Annotated in this window: 16 protein-coding genes and 1 riboswitch; of the genes, 8 read left to right on the top strand and 8 right to left on the bottom strand. The window is 57.1% G+C overall.

Going from position 1 to position 15,410, the window contains the following annotated elements:
* Nucleotide 1 precedes the first annotated feature (1 nt).
* From thiS to CSE01S_RS21435, 5 genes are all read right to left on the bottom strand, one after another.
* Entirely contained in the window at nt 2-202 is a 201-nt protein-coding gene (gene thiS / locus CSE01S_RS21455) for a sulfur carrier protein ThiS (RefSeq protein WP_042293016.1), read from the bottom strand.
* The gene (locus tag CSE01S_RS21450) at nt 186-941 is read right to left on the bottom strand and encodes a HesA/MoeB/ThiF family protein (RefSeq protein WP_042293014.1); all 756 of its coding nucleotides are present in this window, start codon (nt 939-941) and stop codon (nt 186-188) included. The genes thiS and CSE01S_RS21450 overlap by 17 nt, the downstream gene beginning before the upstream one ends.
* A complete protein-coding gene (thiE, locus tag CSE01S_RS21445) occupies nt 928-1,569 on the bottom strand; it encodes a thiamine phosphate synthase (protein WP_042293012.1) in 642 nt (213 codons plus the stop codon). The genes CSE01S_RS21450 and thiE overlap by 14 nt, the downstream gene beginning before the upstream one ends.
* The gene (gene thiC, locus CSE01S_RS21440) at nt 1,569-3,464 is read right to left on the bottom strand and encodes a phosphomethylpyrimidine synthase ThiC (RefSeq protein ID WP_042293010.1); all 1,896 of its coding nucleotides are present in this window, start codon (nt 3,462-3,464) and stop codon (nt 1,569-1,571) included. Before thiC ends, thiE begins: the two co-directional genes overlap by 1 nt.
* Before the next feature lie 89 nt (nt 3,465-3,553).
* A riboswitch (TPP riboswitch) is annotated at nt 3,554-3,705 on the bottom strand.
* A gap of 51 nt (nt 3,706-3,756) precedes the next feature.
* Nucleotides 3,757-4,245 carry an Rsd/AlgQ family anti-sigma factor gene (locus CSE01S_RS21435; protein ID WP_042293006.1) on the bottom strand — a complete coding sequence of 163 codons (489 nt, stop codon included), beginning with the start codon at nt 4,243-4,245 and terminating at the stop codon, nt 3,757-3,759.
* 95 nt (nt 4,246-4,340) lie between these two features.
* Between CSE01S_RS21435 and nudC the strand changes: the two genes are divergently transcribed.
* The 6 genes from nudC (at nt 4,341) to CSE01S_RS21405 (ending at nt 8,699) form a co-directional block, all read left to right on the top strand.
* Nucleotides 4,341-5,114 carry an NAD(+) diphosphatase gene (nudC, locus tag CSE01S_RS21430; RefSeq protein WP_042293005.1) on the top strand — a complete coding sequence of 258 codons (774 nt, stop codon included), beginning with the start codon at nt 4,341-4,343 and terminating at the stop codon, nt 5,112-5,114.
* Nucleotides 5,115-5,154: 40 nt separating this feature from the next.
* Nucleotides 5,155-6,219: a uroporphyrinogen decarboxylase gene (gene hemE, locus CSE01S_RS21425; protein WP_042293003.1), complete on the top strand. Its 1,065-nt coding sequence runs from the start codon at nt 5,155-5,157 to the stop codon at nt 6,217-6,219.
* Between the two features lie 9 nt (nt 6,220-6,228).
* Nucleotides 6,229-6,900, top strand: coding sequence for a deoxyribonuclease V (nfi, locus tag CSE01S_RS21420; RefSeq protein ID WP_042293000.1), 672 nt, complete (start codon nt 6,229-6,231; stop codon nt 6,898-6,900).
* 41 nt (nt 6,901-6,941) lie between these two features.
* Nucleotides 6,942-7,532: a YjaG family protein gene (locus CSE01S_RS21415; RefSeq protein ID WP_042292998.1), complete on the top strand. Its 591-nt coding sequence runs from the start codon at nt 6,942-6,944 to the stop codon at nt 7,530-7,532.
* 186 nt (nt 7,533-7,718) lie between these two features.
* A complete protein-coding gene (hupA, locus tag CSE01S_RS21410) occupies nt 7,719-7,991 on the top strand; it encodes a nucleoid-associated protein HU-alpha (RefSeq protein ID WP_001044509.1) in 273 nt (90 codons plus the stop codon).
* A gap of 12 nt (nt 7,992-8,003) precedes the next feature.
* Nucleotides 8,004-8,699: a DUF1481 domain-containing protein gene (locus CSE01S_RS21405; protein WP_042292996.1), complete on the top strand. Its 696-nt coding sequence runs from the start codon at nt 8,004-8,006 to the stop codon at nt 8,697-8,699.
* 18 nt (nt 8,700-8,717) lie between these two features.
* On the opposite strand, the gene zraP is transcribed toward CSE01S_RS21405, so the two are convergent.
* On the bottom strand, nt 8,718-9,152 hold the full coding sequence (zraP, locus tag CSE01S_RS21400) for a zinc resistance sensor/chaperone ZraP (protein ID WP_042293053.1): 435 nt from the start codon (nt 9,150-9,152) through the stop codon (nt 8,718-8,720).
* A 256-nt stretch (nt 9,153-9,408) separates the two neighbouring features.
* On the opposite strand from zraP, the gene zraS reads away from it, so the two are divergent.
* On the top strand, nt 9,409-10,812 hold the full coding sequence (gene zraS, locus CSE01S_RS21395; RefSeq protein ID WP_042292993.1) for a two-component system sensor histidine kinase ZraS: 1,404 nt from the start codon (nt 9,409-9,411) through the stop codon (nt 10,810-10,812).
* The gene (gene zraR / locus CSE01S_RS21390; protein WP_042292990.1) at nt 10,809-12,134 is read left to right on the top strand and encodes a sigma-54-dependent response regulator transcription factor ZraR; all 1,326 of its coding nucleotides are present in this window, start codon (nt 10,809-10,811) and stop codon (nt 12,132-12,134) included. Before zraS ends, zraR begins: the two co-directional genes overlap by 4 nt.
* On the opposite strand, the gene purD is transcribed toward zraR, so the two are convergent.
* Nucleotides 12,131-13,420 carry a phosphoribosylamine--glycine ligase gene (gene purD, locus CSE01S_RS21385; protein WP_042292988.1) on the bottom strand — a complete coding sequence of 430 codons (1,290 nt, stop codon included), beginning with the start codon at nt 13,418-13,420 and terminating at the stop codon, nt 12,131-12,133. The two genes, zraR and purD, sit on opposite strands and share 4 nt — an antisense overlap.
* A gap of 11 nt (nt 13,421-13,431) precedes the next feature.
* Nucleotides 13,432-15,021 carry a bifunctional phosphoribosylaminoimidazolecarboxamide formyltransferase/IMP cyclohydrolase gene (gene purH / locus CSE01S_RS21380; protein WP_042292985.1) on the bottom strand — a complete coding sequence of 530 codons (1,590 nt, stop codon included), beginning with the start codon at nt 15,019-15,021 and terminating at the stop codon, nt 13,432-13,434.
* Nucleotides 15,022-15,410: the final 389 nt, after the last annotated feature.

Raw genomic sequence — 15,410 nt, 5'->3', positions numbered from 1 at the left:
CTCAACCCCCTGCGATAACCTGAAAAAGCAGGATCTGGTCGCCTTCCTGCACGATTTGGCGTTCCCACTGCTCGCGCGGCAGGATCTGTTGATTGAGCGCCAGCGCGGTGCCGGGCTTAAGCTGATTGAGCTGCTTCAGCAGGTCTGACACCGACAGCTCACTCGCACACTGTATTGGCTCATCATTAAACACGATTTGCATGTTGCCCTCCGCAGACCGGACAGTTGCTGGCGCGCCGTAACGCCAGGCTGCGCCACTGGCTGGTTTTGCCGTCAAACAGGCGCATTTCGCCGGTGGGCGCTTCCACACCGCTAAGCCATTTGATCGCCTCCAGTGCCTGTAATGCGCCCATCACCCCAACCACCGGGCCAACCACGCCTGCGGTACGACAGTTGCGCTCAGGCTCATCGTCGTCCGGCCACAGGCAGCGGTAACAGCCCTGCGTCCAGGGCGGCGTCAGTACCATGAGCTGTCCGCCGAACCCAACGGCGCTGGCGGTAATCAGCGGCGTATCAAGCGCCACGCAGGCAGCGTTAATCGCCTGACGCGTCGCCATATTATCGGTGCAGTCGAGCACCACATCCGCCTGCGCCACCGCCTGCCTGAGGGCGTCACCGGACAGGCGTTGCGGTAACGCGATCAACTCGATATCCGGATTGAGACGCGCCAGACGCTGCCGCGCGATCTGCGATTTGGGGTGCGCGATATCATCAGCAGTGAACAGTATTTGACGTTGCAGGTTGCTGATGTGCACCTCGTCGTCGTCGGCCAGCACCAGCGTGCCGATGCCTGCGCCAGCCAGATAAAGCGCGGCAGGCGAACCTAAACCGCCCAGGCCGACAATCAGCACATGGCTGTCGAGTAGCCTTTGCTGCCCTTCTACGGCTATCTCGCCAAGCAGAATTTGACGACTGTAGCGCATAAAATCACGATCGTTCATCACCCACTCCTGCTAATTCGAGTAACTGCGCGGTAGCGACGCGCCAGTCTTCGGCCTGAGTGATCGCACTGACCACCGCAATGCTACCGACACCGGTTTCCAGCACGGCAGGGGCGCGTTCAAGGCTGATCCCGCCGATGGCGACGGTGGGATAATCGGCAAGGCGCTTAATGTGCGCCGTCAACTGCGTCAACCCCTGCGGCGCCGAAGGCATCTGTTTGGTTTGCGTCGGGAAAACGTGGCCGAGGGCGATATAGGAGGGGCGAGCGGCGAGCGCCACGTCGATCTCCATATCGTCATGAGTGGAAACGCCAAGTCGCAAGCCGGCTTCGCGGATGGCATGCAAATCGGTGGTTTCCAGATCTTCCTGGCCCAGATGTACGCCGTAGGCATTGTGCTTGATCGCCAGCCGCCAGTAGTCGTTGATAAACAGGCGGGCATCGTAGCGACGCCCGAGCGCAATGGCGGCGGCCACGTCAGCCTCTACCTCTTCATCGCGTTTATCCTTGATGCGTAGCTGGAGGGTACGTACGCCCGCCTCCAGCAGGCGTTCGATCCACGCGACGCTGTCGACAACCGGATACAGCCCCAGACGAAAAGGGACGGAAGGAAAATCGGGCTGATACATCACGCTTCCTCCTTACGCAGATAAATTTCGCCGCCCCTGGCGCGGAAATTCTCCGACATATCCGCCATCCCCACTTCAATGGTCTGCGCGGCGGCGTAGTCGCGCACCTCCTGGCTGATTTTCATCGAGCAGAATTTGGGTCCGCACATGGAGCAGAAGTGAGCTACTTTGCCTGATTCCTGCGGCAGGGTTTCGTCGTGATAGGCGCGGGCGGTGAAGGGATCGAGCGCCAGATTAAACTGGTCTTCCCAGCGAAATTCAAAGCGCGCTTTCGACATCGCGTTGTCGCGGATCTGCGCGCCCGGGTGGCCTTTCGCCAGATCCGCGGCGTGGGCGGCAATTTTGTAGGTGATCAGCCCCTGTTTCACGTCCTCTTTGTTTGGCAAACCGAGGTGTTCTTTCGGCGTCACATAGCAGAGCATGGCGCAGCCAAACCAGCCGATCATCGCCGCGCCAATGCCAGAGGTGAAGTGGTCATATCCCGGTGCAATATCCGTGGTTAACGGCCCCAGGGTGTAGAACGGCGCTTCGTGGCAGTGTTCCAGCTCCTCGGTCATGTTGCGACGGATCATCTGCATCGGCACATGTCCAGGCCCCTCGATCATCACCTGTACGTCGTATTCCCAGGCGATTTTTGTCAGCTCGCCCAGGGTGTGCAGTTCAGCGAATTGCGCTTCGTCGTTGGCATCCTGAATGGAACCGGGGCGCAGGCCGTCTCCCAGCGAGAGCGAAACGTCGTAAGCGGCGCAGATTTCGCAGATCTCGCGGAAATGCGTATAGAGGAAGTTTTCCTGATGATGGGACAAACACCACTTCGCCATGATCGACCCACCGCGCGAGACGATGCCGGTCAGGCGTTTCGCCGTCATTGGCACGTAACGCAGCAACACGCCGGCATGAATAGTGAAGTAGTCCACGCCCTGTTCCGCCTGTTCCAGCAATGTGTCGCGAAAGGCTTCCCAGGTGAGATCTTCAGCGATCCCATTAACTTTCTCCAGCGCCTGATAGATCGGGACAGTGCCGATCGGCACCGGGCTATTACGCAGGATCCACTCGCGGGTTTCGTGAATATAGCGGCCGGTGGAAAGGTCCATGACCGTGTCTGCGCCCCAGCGGGTTGACCATACCAGCTTTTCCACCTCTTCTTCGATGGAGGAAGTGACCGCCGAGTTGCCGATGTTAGCGTTGACCTTCACCAGGAAATTGCGGCCAATGATCATTGGCTCGGATTCCGGGTGGTTGATGTTGGCGGGAATAATCGCGCGGCCCGCAGCCACTTCGTCACGCACAAACTCCGGCGTGATGTTCTCCGGCAGGCGTGCGCCAAAGCCCTCGCCCGGATGCTGATGGCGCAGGACTTCGCTGCGGATGCGCTCGCGACCCATGTTTTCACGAATGGCGATAAATTCCATCTCTGGCGTGACGATCCCCTGGCGGGCGTAATGTAGCTGTGTGACACGGCGACCCGCTTTGGCGCGTTTTGGCGTCAGCAGGCCGGTAAAGCGCAGCGCATCCAGTCCGTCGTCGGCCAGGCGAGCTTTGGTATAGGCAGAGCTGCGATCGCTGAGCGCTTCACTGTCGTCACGCGCGTCAATCCACGGTTGGCGCAGTTTCGTCAGACCCTGCTGCACGTTGATGGCAATTTCCGGGTCGCCATAGGGGCCGGAGGTATCGTACACCGGTACGGCTTCATTAGCTTCGAACTGAGGAGCCTCTTTGCTGCCGCCGATAAGCGTCGGGCTAAGCTGGATCTCCCGCATCGGGACGCGGATATCCGGCTGTGAACCGGTAATGTAGATCCGTTTCGAATTGGGGAAAGCGGTGCCTTCCAGCGTATCAATAAAATGCTGGGCCTGGGCGCGCTGTTCGCGACGGGTTAACTGAGTGGTAGACATAGCTCATTCCATAAAAAAATTAAGGACGTGGCTTGTCAGACGACGGATGGAGTAATGGATGTGCGCCGCCCTTGCGGGCAGGTGCATGATGCAGAATTACTCTTGTTCCCTTCGCAGGTCTTAACCTGATCAGGTTCCGCGGATCCCGAATTAACGGTCTCAGCCTTTTCCACTTCATTCTTTGCGTTACCTTCTGGCATCGCGGATACGTTGTGGAAATCAGGCACTCCGACAAGATGACATCCCCTCCGGAGAGGGGGACGTTTTAACCTACTCGTTAATTGCGCAGAACTCAAGCAGGTCGTTTAATTCTGGCGTGGTCATGCATGGCGTCAAATACCAGCATAATCAGCTTATCTTCGAGAACAAAGCGTGCTTCCAGCGCTTCGCCGATATCCGACAGCGCCTGTTGAAATTCATAGCAATTGTCATGATCGATGGCGGTCTCGAGAGTGGAATCATAGTAGTTCATGATCTGCTGGGTATTGGCTTCCAGCTGTGGCCAGATTTTGGTCGCGTTTAAAAGCTGACCGTTCCCTTCCAATTTATGCAGAATACGTTCATAAATACTGAAGTGTCCGGCGGAAAGGTAATCGACCAGGCTCTGACAAAAATCATCCAGCGCTTTTTCATTCAACCGCATGTACGATTCTTTGCCAGGCTTAATGCCAACCAGATTGTAGTAAGCCACGAGCAGATGCTTACGTACATGTAGCCAGCGATCAACCAGTTTATTACTTCCACCGACGCGTTCCGTCAGGTTTTCCAGCTGGTTTAACATGATTGACTCCGCAAGTGTAGAGTTAAAACTGCTTACCCAGAAATGTAAAAATAATGTTATCAACATGCCAGTGACGCAAAGGTAGTGCAAGAGCTATGGATCGTATTATTGAAAAATGGGATCACGGCTGGTGGATCGTCAGTCATGAACAAAAATTATGGTTGCCCCATGGGGAATTGCCACACGGCGACGCGGCAAATTTCGATCTTGTGGGACAGCGCGCATTACACATTGGCGAATGGGAAGGTGAGTCTGTCTGGTTGATACAGCAGCAGCGTCGTCACGATATGGGGTCAGTCCGCCAGGTTATCGATCAGGATGTCGGCTTGTTTCAACTGGCGGGGCGGGGCGTGCAGCTGGCGGAGTTCTTCCGCTCGCACAAATTCTGCGGCTACTGCGGTCACCCTATGCACCCGAGTAAAACCGAATGGGCAATGCTGTGTCGCCACTGCCGTGAACGCTACTATCCACAAATCGCCCCCTGTATTATTGTCGCCATTCGTCGTGATGACACCCTTCTGCTCGCCCAACATACCCGCCATCGCAATGGCATTCATACCGTGCTCGCCGGGTTCGTGGAGGTGGGCGAAACGCTGGAACAGGCTGTCGCGCGCGAAGTGATGGAAGAGAGCGGGATTACCGTGAAAAATCTGCGCTACGTGACCTCGCAGCCGTGGCCGTTCCCGATGTCGTTGATGACCGCGTTTATGGCGGAATACGACAGCGGCGAGATTGTCATCGATCCAAAAGAGTTGCTGGAAGCGGACTGGTATCGCTACGACGATTTACCGCTTTTGCCGCCGCCAGGCACCGTCGCGCGGCGTCTGATCGAAGATACGGTGGCAATATGTCGGGCTGAATATGAATGACATGGTAAACTGACGGACTGACGCAATAAGGAACTGCAAAATGACCGAACTGAAAAACGATCGTTATCTGCGTGCGCTGCTGCGCCAGCCCGTTGATGTCACCCCGGTATGGATGATGCGCCAGGCTGGCCGTTATTTACCGGAGTATAAAGCGACCCGCGCCCAGGCAGGCGATTTTATGTCCCTGTGCAAAAACGCCGAGCTGGCCTGCGAAGTCACGCTCCAGCCGCTGCGCCGTTATCCGCTGGATGCGGCGATCCTCTTTTCGGACATTCTGACCATTCCGGATGCGATGGGGCTGGGCCTTTACTTTGAAGCCGGAGAAGGCCCACGTTTTACTTCGCCGGTCGCCTGTAAGGCTGACGTCGACAAACTCCCCATTCCCGATCCGGAAGACGAGCTGGGCTACGTGATGAACGCCGTGCGTACGATTCGCCGTGAACTGAAAGGCGAGGTCCCGCTCATCGGCTTCTCCGGTAGCCCGTGGACGCTGGCGACCTACATGGTGGAAGGCGGCAGCAGCAAGGCTTTCACCGTGATCAAGAAGATGATGTACGCCGACCCGCATACCCTGCACGCGCTGCTCGATAAGCTGGCGAAAAGCGTCACGCTGTATCTCAACGCGCAAATCAAAGCGGGCGCCCAGTCGGTGATGATTTTCGATACCTGGGGCGGCGTGCTGACCGGACGCGACTATCAGCAGTTCTCACTGTACTACATGCACAAAATTGTCGATGGCCTGCTGCGCGAAAATGACGGTCGCCGCGTGCCGGTCACACTATTCACCAAAGGCGGCGGACAGTGGCTGGAAGCGATGGCGGAAACCGGCTGTGACGCGCTGGGACTGGACTGGACCACCGATATTGCCGACGCGCGTCGCCGCGTCGGGCATAAGGTCGCCCTGCAAGGCAACATGGACCCGTCGATGCTTTATGCGCCGCCTGCCCGCATCGAAGAGGAAGTGGCGTCTATACTTTCTGGTTTCGGCCAGGGCGAAGGCCACGTCTTTAACCTCGGCCACGGCATCCATCAGGATGTGCCGCCGGAACACGCTGGCGCATTTGTGGAGGCCGTACACCGACTGTCCGCGCAATACCACCGCTAAGGAGAAACCATGGATCTCGCGTCGCTACGCGCTCAACAACTTGACCTTGCTTCATCCGTGATCCGCGAGGATCGGCTCGATAACGATCCGCCGGATCTGATAGCCGGGGCAGACGTCGGGTTTGAGCAGGGGGGAGAGGTGACGCGAGCAGCAATGGTTTTGCTGAAATACCCTTCTCTTGAGCTGGTCGAATACAAGGTGGCGCGTATCGCCACCACCATGCCTTATATCCCCGGCTTCCTCTCGTTTCGTGAATACCCCGCGCTGCTCGCGGCGTGGGAACAACTGTCGCAAAAACCCGACCTGCTGTTTGTCGACGGTCACGGTGTTTCACACCCGCGCCGTCTCGGCGTCGCCAGCCATTTTGGGCTGCTGGTGGACGTGCCCACTATTGGCGTGGCGAAAAAACGCCTGTGCGGCAAGTTTGAACCGCTCTCCGCGGAGCCTGGCGCACTGGCGCCGCTGATGGACAAAGGCGAGCAACTGGCCTGGGTGTGGCGCAGCAAGGCGCGGTGTAATCCGCTGTTTATCGCGACAGGGCATCGCGTCGGGCTGGACAGCGCGCTGGCGTGGGTGCAACGCTGCATGAAAGGCTATCGTCTGCCGGAGCCGACTCGCTGGGCGGATGCCGTTGCGTCAGGGCGTCCGGCCTTCACGCGATGGCAGGAAATTCAGCCCTGATTAATGTACACTGCGGCTAATTTCCGTTTCGAGAATTCATCATGTTACAAAACCCGATTCATCTGCGTCTGGAACGCCTGGAAAGCTGGCAGCACGTTACGTTTATGGCCTGCCTGTGCGAGCGCATGTATCCGAACTACGCCATGTTCTGCAAACAGACGGACTTTGGCGACGGTCAGGTGTATCGCCGTATCCTCGACCTCATCTGGGAAACGCTGACGGTGAAAGACGCGAAAGTGAATTTCGACAGCCAACTGGAGAAGTTCGAAGAGGCGATTCCGGTCGCGGACGACTATGACCTGTATGGCGTTTATCCGGCGATAGACGCCTGTGTGGCGTTGAGCGAACTGGTACATTCACGTTTGAGCGGAGAAACGCTTGAACATGCCATTGAAGTCAGTAAGACATCCATTACCACGGTAGCGATGCTGGAAATGACTCAGGCGGGTCGCGAAATGACCGATGAGGAGCTGAAAGAGAACCCTGCGGTTGAGCAGGAATGGGATATTCAGTGGGAAATATTCCGACTTTTAGCCGACTGCGAAGAACGCGACATTGAACTGATAAAAGGGCTCAGAGCAGACCTGCGTGAGGCTGGCGAGAGCAATATCGGTATAAATTTTCAGCAATAAGACACGAAAACGTGATTTAACGTCTGAATTGTCGTGCCTGAAGGCTTCCCTTCCGCCCCCCGTCTGGTCTACATTTGGAGGGCGAAAAAAAGTGGCTATCGGTGCGTGTATGCAGGAGAGTGCTTTTCTGGCATTTCCGTCGCACTCGATGCTTAGCAAGCGATAAACACATTGTAAGGATAACTTATGAACAAGACTCAACTGATTGATGTAATTGCAGACAAAGCAGAACTGTCCAAAACCCAGGCTAAAGCTGCTCTGGAATCTACTCTGGCTGCCATTACTGAGTCTCTGAAAGAAGGCGATGCTGTACAACTGGTTGGTTTCGGTACCTTCAAAGTGAACCACCGTGCTGAGCGCACTGGCCGCAACCCGCAGACCGGTAAAGAAATCAAAATCGCCGCTGCTAACGTACCGGCATTTGTTTCTGGTAAGGCACTGAAAGACGCTGTTAAGTAAGACCGCGTGGCTGTGAACAGTTTTAACGAAGGGGCGGTGTCGCCCCTTTTGTCTGTCTGGCGTCGTACGCTGGCGCTGGCGGGCGTGCTGTTGCTGACGGCCTGCAGTCATAACGCTTCTCCACCGCCCTTTACCGCCAGCGGATTCGCTGACGATCAGGGCGCCGTGCGTATCTGGCGTAAAGATGAAGCGGACGGCGTGCATCTGCTTTCGGTGTTTAGCCCGTGGCGTAACGGCAGTACTACCACCAGCGAGTACCGCTGGCAGGGAGAAACCCTCTCTCTGATTGAACTCAATATTTACAGCAAACCGCCGGAGCATATCCGCGTGCGGTTTGACGATCGCGGCGAGCTGAGCTTTATGCAGCGTGAAGTCGACGGACATAAGCAGCAGCTTTCTAACGATCAAATCGCCTTATACCGCTATCGCGCGGGGCAGATTCGCCAGACCAGCGACGCACTGCGCCTGGGGCGCGTGGTGTTGCGACAGGGACGCTGGCATGCCGCTGAGCGTACGGTGACCACCTGTGAAGGCGAAACACTGAAACCCGATCTGGAGCCATGGGCAATGAATCATATCGAGCGCCGCCAGCGCCACTCGTCAATGGACGTAAGCGTGGCGTGGCTGGAAGCGCCCGAAGGGTCACAGCTGTTGCTGGTGGCAAACTCTGACTTCTGTCGCTGGCAGCCGACCGAGAAAACGTTCTGACGCAAGTCGGCGTGCGCTTTACCAGTGCCCCATCCCCATATGACCGCCACGTCCTCCGCAGCCGCCGTAGCCCATACCCGCGCCCTGCGGTACGCCTGCTTCCGCCATCTCCACATCGCGTTTCACCCGCAGATCGTCCAGCGACTGGCGTAACGACGTCATCTCTTTCGCGACGGCGTTGACCTTTGCGCTGTCCGGGGGATTGGTGGAGAGCAGCGCGTTATACTCATAACGTTTAGACATAAGCTGCTGGCGCAGTGTGTTGGCCTGGTTGTAGTACGTATTATGGATTTTTTGTGCGGCGGCTTGCTGTTCCGCAGTGAGCGGAGCGGCGTTTTGCTGCCACATACCGTCGCCATAACCCCAGTGATGCCGTGCCAGCGCCGGGCTGGCGCCCAAAACCATCAGCGAAAGCGCAATCATCGCCAGGCCTGCTTTGTTATTCCGTTTCATCATTTATCCTCCTGTTGGTCATCTCACTCACCGTATTGCATCTTCCGTGCCAGCGGACTGAGCCCCGGAAATGGCGGCCTGAGTCAGCGCGCCCCCGCAAAAGCGAGTAAAAATGACCCGCCGGAATAACCCCGCGCGTCATTTTTACTCGTTTCGGGCCGGGGTTGAGTGTCTGAACAGGGATATGCGCGGTAAAAAGTGGCATGATTTCTGCTGAGTCAGGAGAGATTAATAACGGGTGAAAGCGAAGGGGATTATGCGACACCACAAGGATACGGTTACGAAATGGCTCAGCGGCATACTGCCCGTCGCCATTCTGATTCTGGTCGGGCTATTCGCCGCCGCGGTGATCCGTGATTATGGCCGGGAAAGTGACTCTGCACGACAGACGCTACTGGAAAAAGGCGGCGTGCTGATTCGCGCGCTGGAGTCGGGCACGCGCGTCGGGATGGGGATGCGCATGCATCACGCCCAGCAGCAGACCCTGTTGGAAGAGATGGCGGGGCAGCCTGGCGTGCTTTGGTTTGCGGTCACGGATGCGCAGGGAAATATCCTGATGCACAGCGATCCTGCGCGGGTGGGCGGAACCCTTTATGCGGCAGATGAGATACAGCGTTTGCATCCCGGTGAGGACGCGCGCTGGCGCTCTGTTGACGCCGTGGATGAACAGGGGAAAACCGTTCCCGCACTGGAGATTTACCGCCAGTTCCAGCCACTACATTCGCCGGGTCGACACGGCATGGGCGCCATGCCGCGTTGCGAGGGGCGCAATGCCGGAATCTCTTCCACGCCGCAGACGATTTTCATCGCCTTTGACGCCAGTGAGTTAGCCACCACCCAGGCGCGTGAGTGGCGCAATATGCTGATCATGCTTTTCGCCTTAACGACAGTGCTGTTGGCGACGTTGATGGCCTTTTTCTGGTACCGGCGGTATCTCCGTTCGCGACAACTGCTTCAGGACGAAATGAACCGGCAGGAAAAACTGCTGGCGCTTGGGCATCTGGCGGCGGGGGTGGCGCATGAAATCCGCAATCCGCTGTCATCCATTAAAGGGCTGGCGCGGTATTTCGCCGAGCGCGCCCCGGCGGGCGGTGAAGCGCACGCGCTGGCGCAGGTGATGGCGAAAGAGGCCGATCGGTTAAACCGGGTCGTCAGCGAGCTACTTGAGCTGGTGAAGCCCGCTCATTTGACGCTCCAGCCGGTAGATCTCAATACGGTCATTACCCATTCGCTGCAGTTGGTGAGCCAGGACGCGCAGAGTCGGGCGATTGAATTGCGGTTTACGCCCAATGCGGCCCTGCCGCTTATCCAGGCCGATCCGGACAGGTTGACGCAGGTGTTGTTAAACCTTTACCTGAACGCGATACACGCCATCGACAGGCAAGGTACGATTAACGTCGATATGAACATGAGCGGTGCCGATCGCGTTAAGATTGTCGTTGCAGACAGCGGGAAGGGGATTGCGCCGGAACAGCTGGAGACGATTTTTACCCCTTACTACACCACAAAAGCCGAAGGCACCGGGCTGGGCCTGGCGGTAGTGCAAAACATCATTGAACAGCATGGTGGGACGATCAAGGCAGAAAGCCCGGCGGGCAAAGGCGCTATCTTTACCCTCTGGCTGCCGGTAAAAGCAAAACAGAAGGAAGTACAAGGATGACGGGCGAAACGATCGACATTCTGGTGGTAGATGATGATGTCAGCCACTGCACGATATTACAGGCGCTGCTTCGCGGCTGGGGCTATAACGTCGCGCTGGCATACAGCGGGCGGGCGGCGCTGGAGAAGATACGCGAGCATGTCTTTGACCTGGTATTGTGCGATGTGCGCATGGCGGAACTGGATGGTATTGAGACGCTCAAAGAGATTAAAGCGCTTAACCCGGCAATTCCGGTACTGATCATGACGGCGTTTTCCAGCGTCGAGACGGCGGTGGAAGCGTTAAAAACCGGGGCGCTGGATTACCTGATCAAACCGCTGGATTTTGACCGCCTACAGGAGACGCTGGAGAAATCGCTGGCCCATGCGCAGGAGGCTCCGGGCGATCTGCCGTCCGTTTCCGCCAGCCAGTTCGGTATGGTGGGAAAAAGCCCGGCGATGCAGCAGCTGTTGAGCGAAATCGCAATGGTTGCCCCATCCGACGCGACGGTGCTGATTCATGGTGACTCCGGTACCGGCAAAGAGCTGGTCGCGCGCGCGCTCCATGCCAGCAGCGCGCGCAGCGACAAGCCGCTGGTCACGCTGAACTGTGCGGCGCTCAATGAGTCCCTGCTGGAGTCTGAACTGTTCGGGCATGAAAAGGGGGCGTTTACCGGCGCCGACAAGCGTCGCGAGGGCCGCTTTGTCGAAGCCGACGGCGGTACACTGTTTCTGGATGAGATCGGCGATATTTCGCCCATGATGCAGGTGCGTCTGCTGCGGGCAATCCAGGAGCGTGAAGTGCAGCGGGTAGGCAGCAACCAGACGCTCACGGTTGACGTACGTCTGATCGCCGCCACCCATCGGGATCTGGCGCAGGAAGTCAGCGCCGGGCGCTTTCGTCAGGATCTCTACTACCGGCTGAACGTGGTAACCATCGAAATGCCGTCCCTGCGTCAGCGTCGGGAAGACATTCCACTGTTAGCCGAACATTTTCTTCAGCGTTTTGCGGCACGTAACCGCAAAGCGGTGAAAGGCTTTACGCCACAGGCGATGGATCTGCTGATTCATTACGCCTGGCCGGGGAATATCCGCGAACTGGAAAACGCTATTGAGCGTGCCGTGGTGTTGCTGACGGGAGAGTACATTTCAGAACGTGAATTGCCGCTGACGATTGCGGGGCAGCCGATCCCGCTTGTGCAGGAGCAAACCATTCAGCCGCTGGTGGAGGTTGAAAAAGAGGTGATTCTGGCGGCGCTTGAAAAAACGGGCGGCAACAAAACGGAAGCCGCCCGTCAGTTAGGGATTACGCGTAAAACGCTGCTTGCAAAACTGTCGCGTTAGTTTTGCTCGCGTTCAATGGCGCGCCAGCCGATGTCGTGACGGCAGAAGCAGTCGTCCCAGCGGATGTCGGTCATTAAGGCATACGCCCGTTTCTGGGCTTCGGCAACGGTGTCACCGAGTGCGGTTACGCACAGAACGCGACCACCGCTGGTGACGACCTGCTCGTCATCAGCCAGTTTTGTACCGGCGTGGAAGACTTTACCGTCCGCCACGTCTTCCAGCGGCAGGCCGTGGATCACATCGCCGTTGCGGTAGTCACCCGGGTATCCGCCCGCAGCCATCACCACGCCCAGTGAAGCGCGCTTATCCCATTCGGATTTTTGTGCGTCCAGTTTGCCTTCGCAGGCCGCCAGACACAGTTCAACCAGATCGGACTTCATGCGCAGCATGATAGGCTGGGTTTCCGGATCGCCAAAGCGGCAGTTGAATTCAATGACCTTCGGGTTACCCTGCTTGTCGATCATCAGCCCCGCATACAAGAAACCGGTATACGTATTGCCTTCCGCCGCCATCCCTTTTACGGTTGGCCAGATAATGCGTTCCATGGTGCGCTGATGAACGTCGTCGGTAACCACTGGCGCGGGCGAGTAGGCACCCATTCCGCCAGTGTTCAGGCCGGTATCGCCATCGCCCACGCGCTTATGATCCTGACTGGTTGCCATCGGCAGTACGTGCTCGCCGTCCACCATCACGATAAAGCTGGCTTCTTCCCCGTCGAGAAATTCCTCGATCACTATGCGGTGACCCGCGTCGCCAAAAGCGTTGCCTGCCAGCATATCCTGAACCGCGGCTTCCGCCTCTTCGAGCGTCATCGCGACAATCACGCCTTTCCCGGCGGCCAGACCGTCGGCCTTGATGACAATTGGCGCGCCTTTTTCACGTAAGTAAGCCAGAGCAGGCTCCACGTCGGTGAAGTTCTGGTATTCCGCCGTCGGGATGTGATGACGAGCGAGAAAATCTTTGGTGAAGGCTTTGGAGCCTTCGAGCTGCGCGGCGCCTTCGGTTGGCCCGAAGATTTTCAGACCCGCGGCGCGGAAGGTATCCACCACCCCCATCACTAACGGCGCTTCCGGCCCGACGATGGTGAGATCGATCTTCTCGCTTTGGGCGAAATTCAGCAGCGCCGGAATATCGGTAGCGCTGATTGCCACATTCTGCAGCGTGGGTTCCAGCGCGGTACCGGCGTTACCCGGCGCAACATAGACGGTTTCGACTTTTGGCGACTGAGCGGCTTTCCACGCCAGCGCGTGCTCGCGCCCGCCGTTGCCAATCACTAATACTTTCATCTGTTGCTCCATTAATGGCGGAAGTGGCGCATGTCGGTGAAGATCATCGCGATGCCGTGTTCATCGGCGGCGGCAATCACTTCATCATCGCGGATAGAACCGCCAGGCTGGATCACGCAGCTCACGCCCACGGCGGCAGCGGCGTCAATACCATCGCGGAACGGGAAGAAGGCGTCAGAAGCCATTGCAGAACCTTTGACTTCCAGACCTTCATCGCCTGCCTTAATCCCGGCGATTTTCGCGGAATAAACGCGGCTCATCTGGCCTGCGCCAATGCCGATAGTCATATTCTCTTTCGCATAAACAATGGCGTTAGACTTCACGAACTTCGCCACTTTCCAGCAGAACAGCGCGTCACGCAGTTCCTGCTCACTCGGCTGACGTCTGGTCACCACGCGCAGATCGGCTTCCGTCACCATGCCCAGATCGCGATCCTGAATCAGCAGACCGCCGTTTACGCGTTTGAAGTCCAGACCCGGCACGCGTTCTGCCCACTGGCCGCAAACCAGCACGCGCACGTTCTGTTTGGCAGAAGTGATTTTCAGCGCTTCTTCAGAGGCAGATGGCGCGATGATCACTTCAACAAACTGGCGGGAGATGATGGCCTGAGCAGTTTCGGCATCCAGCTCGCGGTTGAAGGCGATAATACCGCCGAACGCGGAGGTCGGATCGGTTTTATAGGCGCGATCGTAAGCGTCCAGAATAGAGGTGCTTACGGCAACGCCGCATGGGTTGGCGTGCTTGACGATAACGCAGGCCGGCTCGCTGAATTCTTTCACACATTCCAGCGCAGCGTCGGTGTCGGCAATATTGTTATAAGAGAGCGCTTTGCCCTGAACCTGCTGAGCGGTGGCGACCGACGCTTCTTTTATCTCTTCTTCTATATAGAAGGCGGCCTGCTGGTGGCTATTCTCACCGTAACGCATATCCTGTTTTTTAATAAAGTTCAGGTTCAGGGTACGCGGGAAACGACCGGCGGCGTCTTTACTTTCGCCGTGGTAGGCCGGAACCATACTACCAAAGTAGTTGGCAATCATGCTGTCGTACGCGGCGGTGTGTTCGAAGGCTTTGATGGCGAGGTCGAAACGCGTCTTCAGGGTCAGTGACCCTTCGTTGGCATCCATTTCGTTAATGATGGCGTTGTAGTCGCTGCTCTTTACCACAATGGCGACATCTTTATGATTCTTGGCGGCGGAGCGCACCATGGTCGGACCGCCAATATCAATGTTTTCAACCGCGTCTTCCAGCGAGCAGCCTTCACGGGCTACGGTCTGGGCGAACGGATACAGGTTCACCACAACCATATCAATAGGCGCGATACCGTGTTGTTCCATAATGCCATCATCCTGACCGCGACGGCCAAGAATGCCGCCGTGGACTTTAGGATGCAGGGTCTTCACGCGTCCATCCATCATTTCCGGGAAACCGGTGTAATCGGAAACTTCGGTCACCGGCAGACCTTTATCTGCTAACAGACGGGCAGTGCCCCCTGTCGACAGCAGCTCCACACCACGTGCGGAAAGTGCCTGGGCGAATTCGATGATACCGGCCTTGTCAGAAACACTGAGCAGAGCGCGGCGGACTGGACGACGTTGTTGCATGGTAAATCCCCTGGATTTGACTATTACAGAGAGCGTTAGCTGAATCTTTCTCGAAAAACTTAGCTAACGCCCCTTATGGGGCATCCTTGTTTTGCGGGGGCATTGTAACGAAAACGTTTGCGCAACGCTCGCGAATTTTTCTTTTTCGATTTCGACATCGCTTATCCCATTGTTGAAGATCCTTTATTGCAGGAACGATCTACGCAAAGATCGCCATCTTTGTGGATAACTCTGTGTGTAAAAGGGTATAAGGCGGGGTTTTGCTGGGGAATGCAGCAGTCAGACAATTTTCTGCAATTTTTCTATTGCGGATGCTCGGGAACTCCCTATAATGCGCCTCCATCGACACGGCGGATGTGAATCACTTCACACAAACAGCCGGTCCGGTT

It is taken from the genome of Citrobacter sedlakii NBRC 105722 (genome assembly GCF_000759835.1).
Lineage (GTDB): Bacteria > Pseudomonadota > Gammaproteobacteria > Enterobacterales > Enterobacteriaceae > Citrobacter_A > Citrobacter_A sedlakii.
Note: the sequence above shows the minus strand (reverse complement) of the source record. Positions and strands in the feature narration are given on the sequence as shown.

Bases quoted from the DNA above. Each gene is read 5' to 3' on its own strand.
- thiS (WP_042293016.1), bottom strand. From the start codon at position 202: ATGCAAATCGTGTTTAATGATGAGCCAATACAGTGTGCGAGTGAGCTG.
- CSE01S_RS21450 (WP_042293014.1), bottom strand. From the start codon at position 941: ATGAACGATCGTGATTTTATGCGCTACAGTCGTCAAATTCTGCTTGGC.
- thiE (WP_042293012.1), bottom strand. From the start codon at position 1,569: ATGTATCAGCCCGATTTTCCTTCCGTCCCTTTTCGTCTGGGGCTGTAT.
- thiC (WP_042293010.1), bottom strand. From the start codon at position 3,464: ATGTCTACCACTCAGTTAACCCGTCGCGAACAGCGCGCCCAGGCCCAG.
- CSE01S_RS21435 (WP_042293006.1), bottom strand. From the start codon at position 4,245: ATGTTAAACCAGCTGGAAAACCTGACGGAACGCGTCGGTGGAAGTAAT.
- nudC (WP_042293005.1), top strand. From the start codon at position 4,341: ATGGATCGTATTATTGAAAAATGGGATCACGGCTGGTGGATCGTCAGT.
- hemE (WP_042293003.1), top strand. From the start codon at position 5,155: ATGACCGAACTGAAAAACGATCGTTATCTGCGTGCGCTGCTGCGCCAG.
- nfi (WP_042293000.1), top strand. From the start codon at position 6,229: ATGGATCTCGCGTCGCTACGCGCTCAACAACTTGACCTTGCTTCATCC.
- CSE01S_RS21415 (WP_042292998.1), top strand. From the start codon at position 6,942: ATGTTACAAAACCCGATTCATCTGCGTCTGGAACGCCTGGAAAGCTGG.
- hupA (WP_001044509.1), top strand. From the start codon at position 7,719: ATGAACAAGACTCAACTGATTGATGTAATTGCAGACAAAGCAGAACTG.
- zraP (WP_042293053.1), bottom strand. From the start codon at position 9,152: ATGAAACGGAATAACAAAGCAGGCCTGGCGATGATTGCGCTTTCGCTG.
- zraS (WP_042292993.1), top strand. From the start codon at position 9,409: ATGCGACACCACAAGGATACGGTTACGAAATGGCTCAGCGGCATACTG.
- zraR (WP_042292990.1), top strand. From the start codon at position 10,809: ATGACGGGCGAAACGATCGACATTCTGGTGGTAGATGATGATGTCAGC.
- purD (WP_042292988.1), bottom strand. From the start codon at position 13,420: ATGAAAGTATTAGTGATTGGCAACGGCGGGCGCGAGCACGCGCTGGCG.
- purH (WP_042292985.1), bottom strand. From the start codon at position 15,021: ATGCAACAACGTCGTCCAGTCCGCCGCGCTCTGCTCAGTGTTTCTGAC.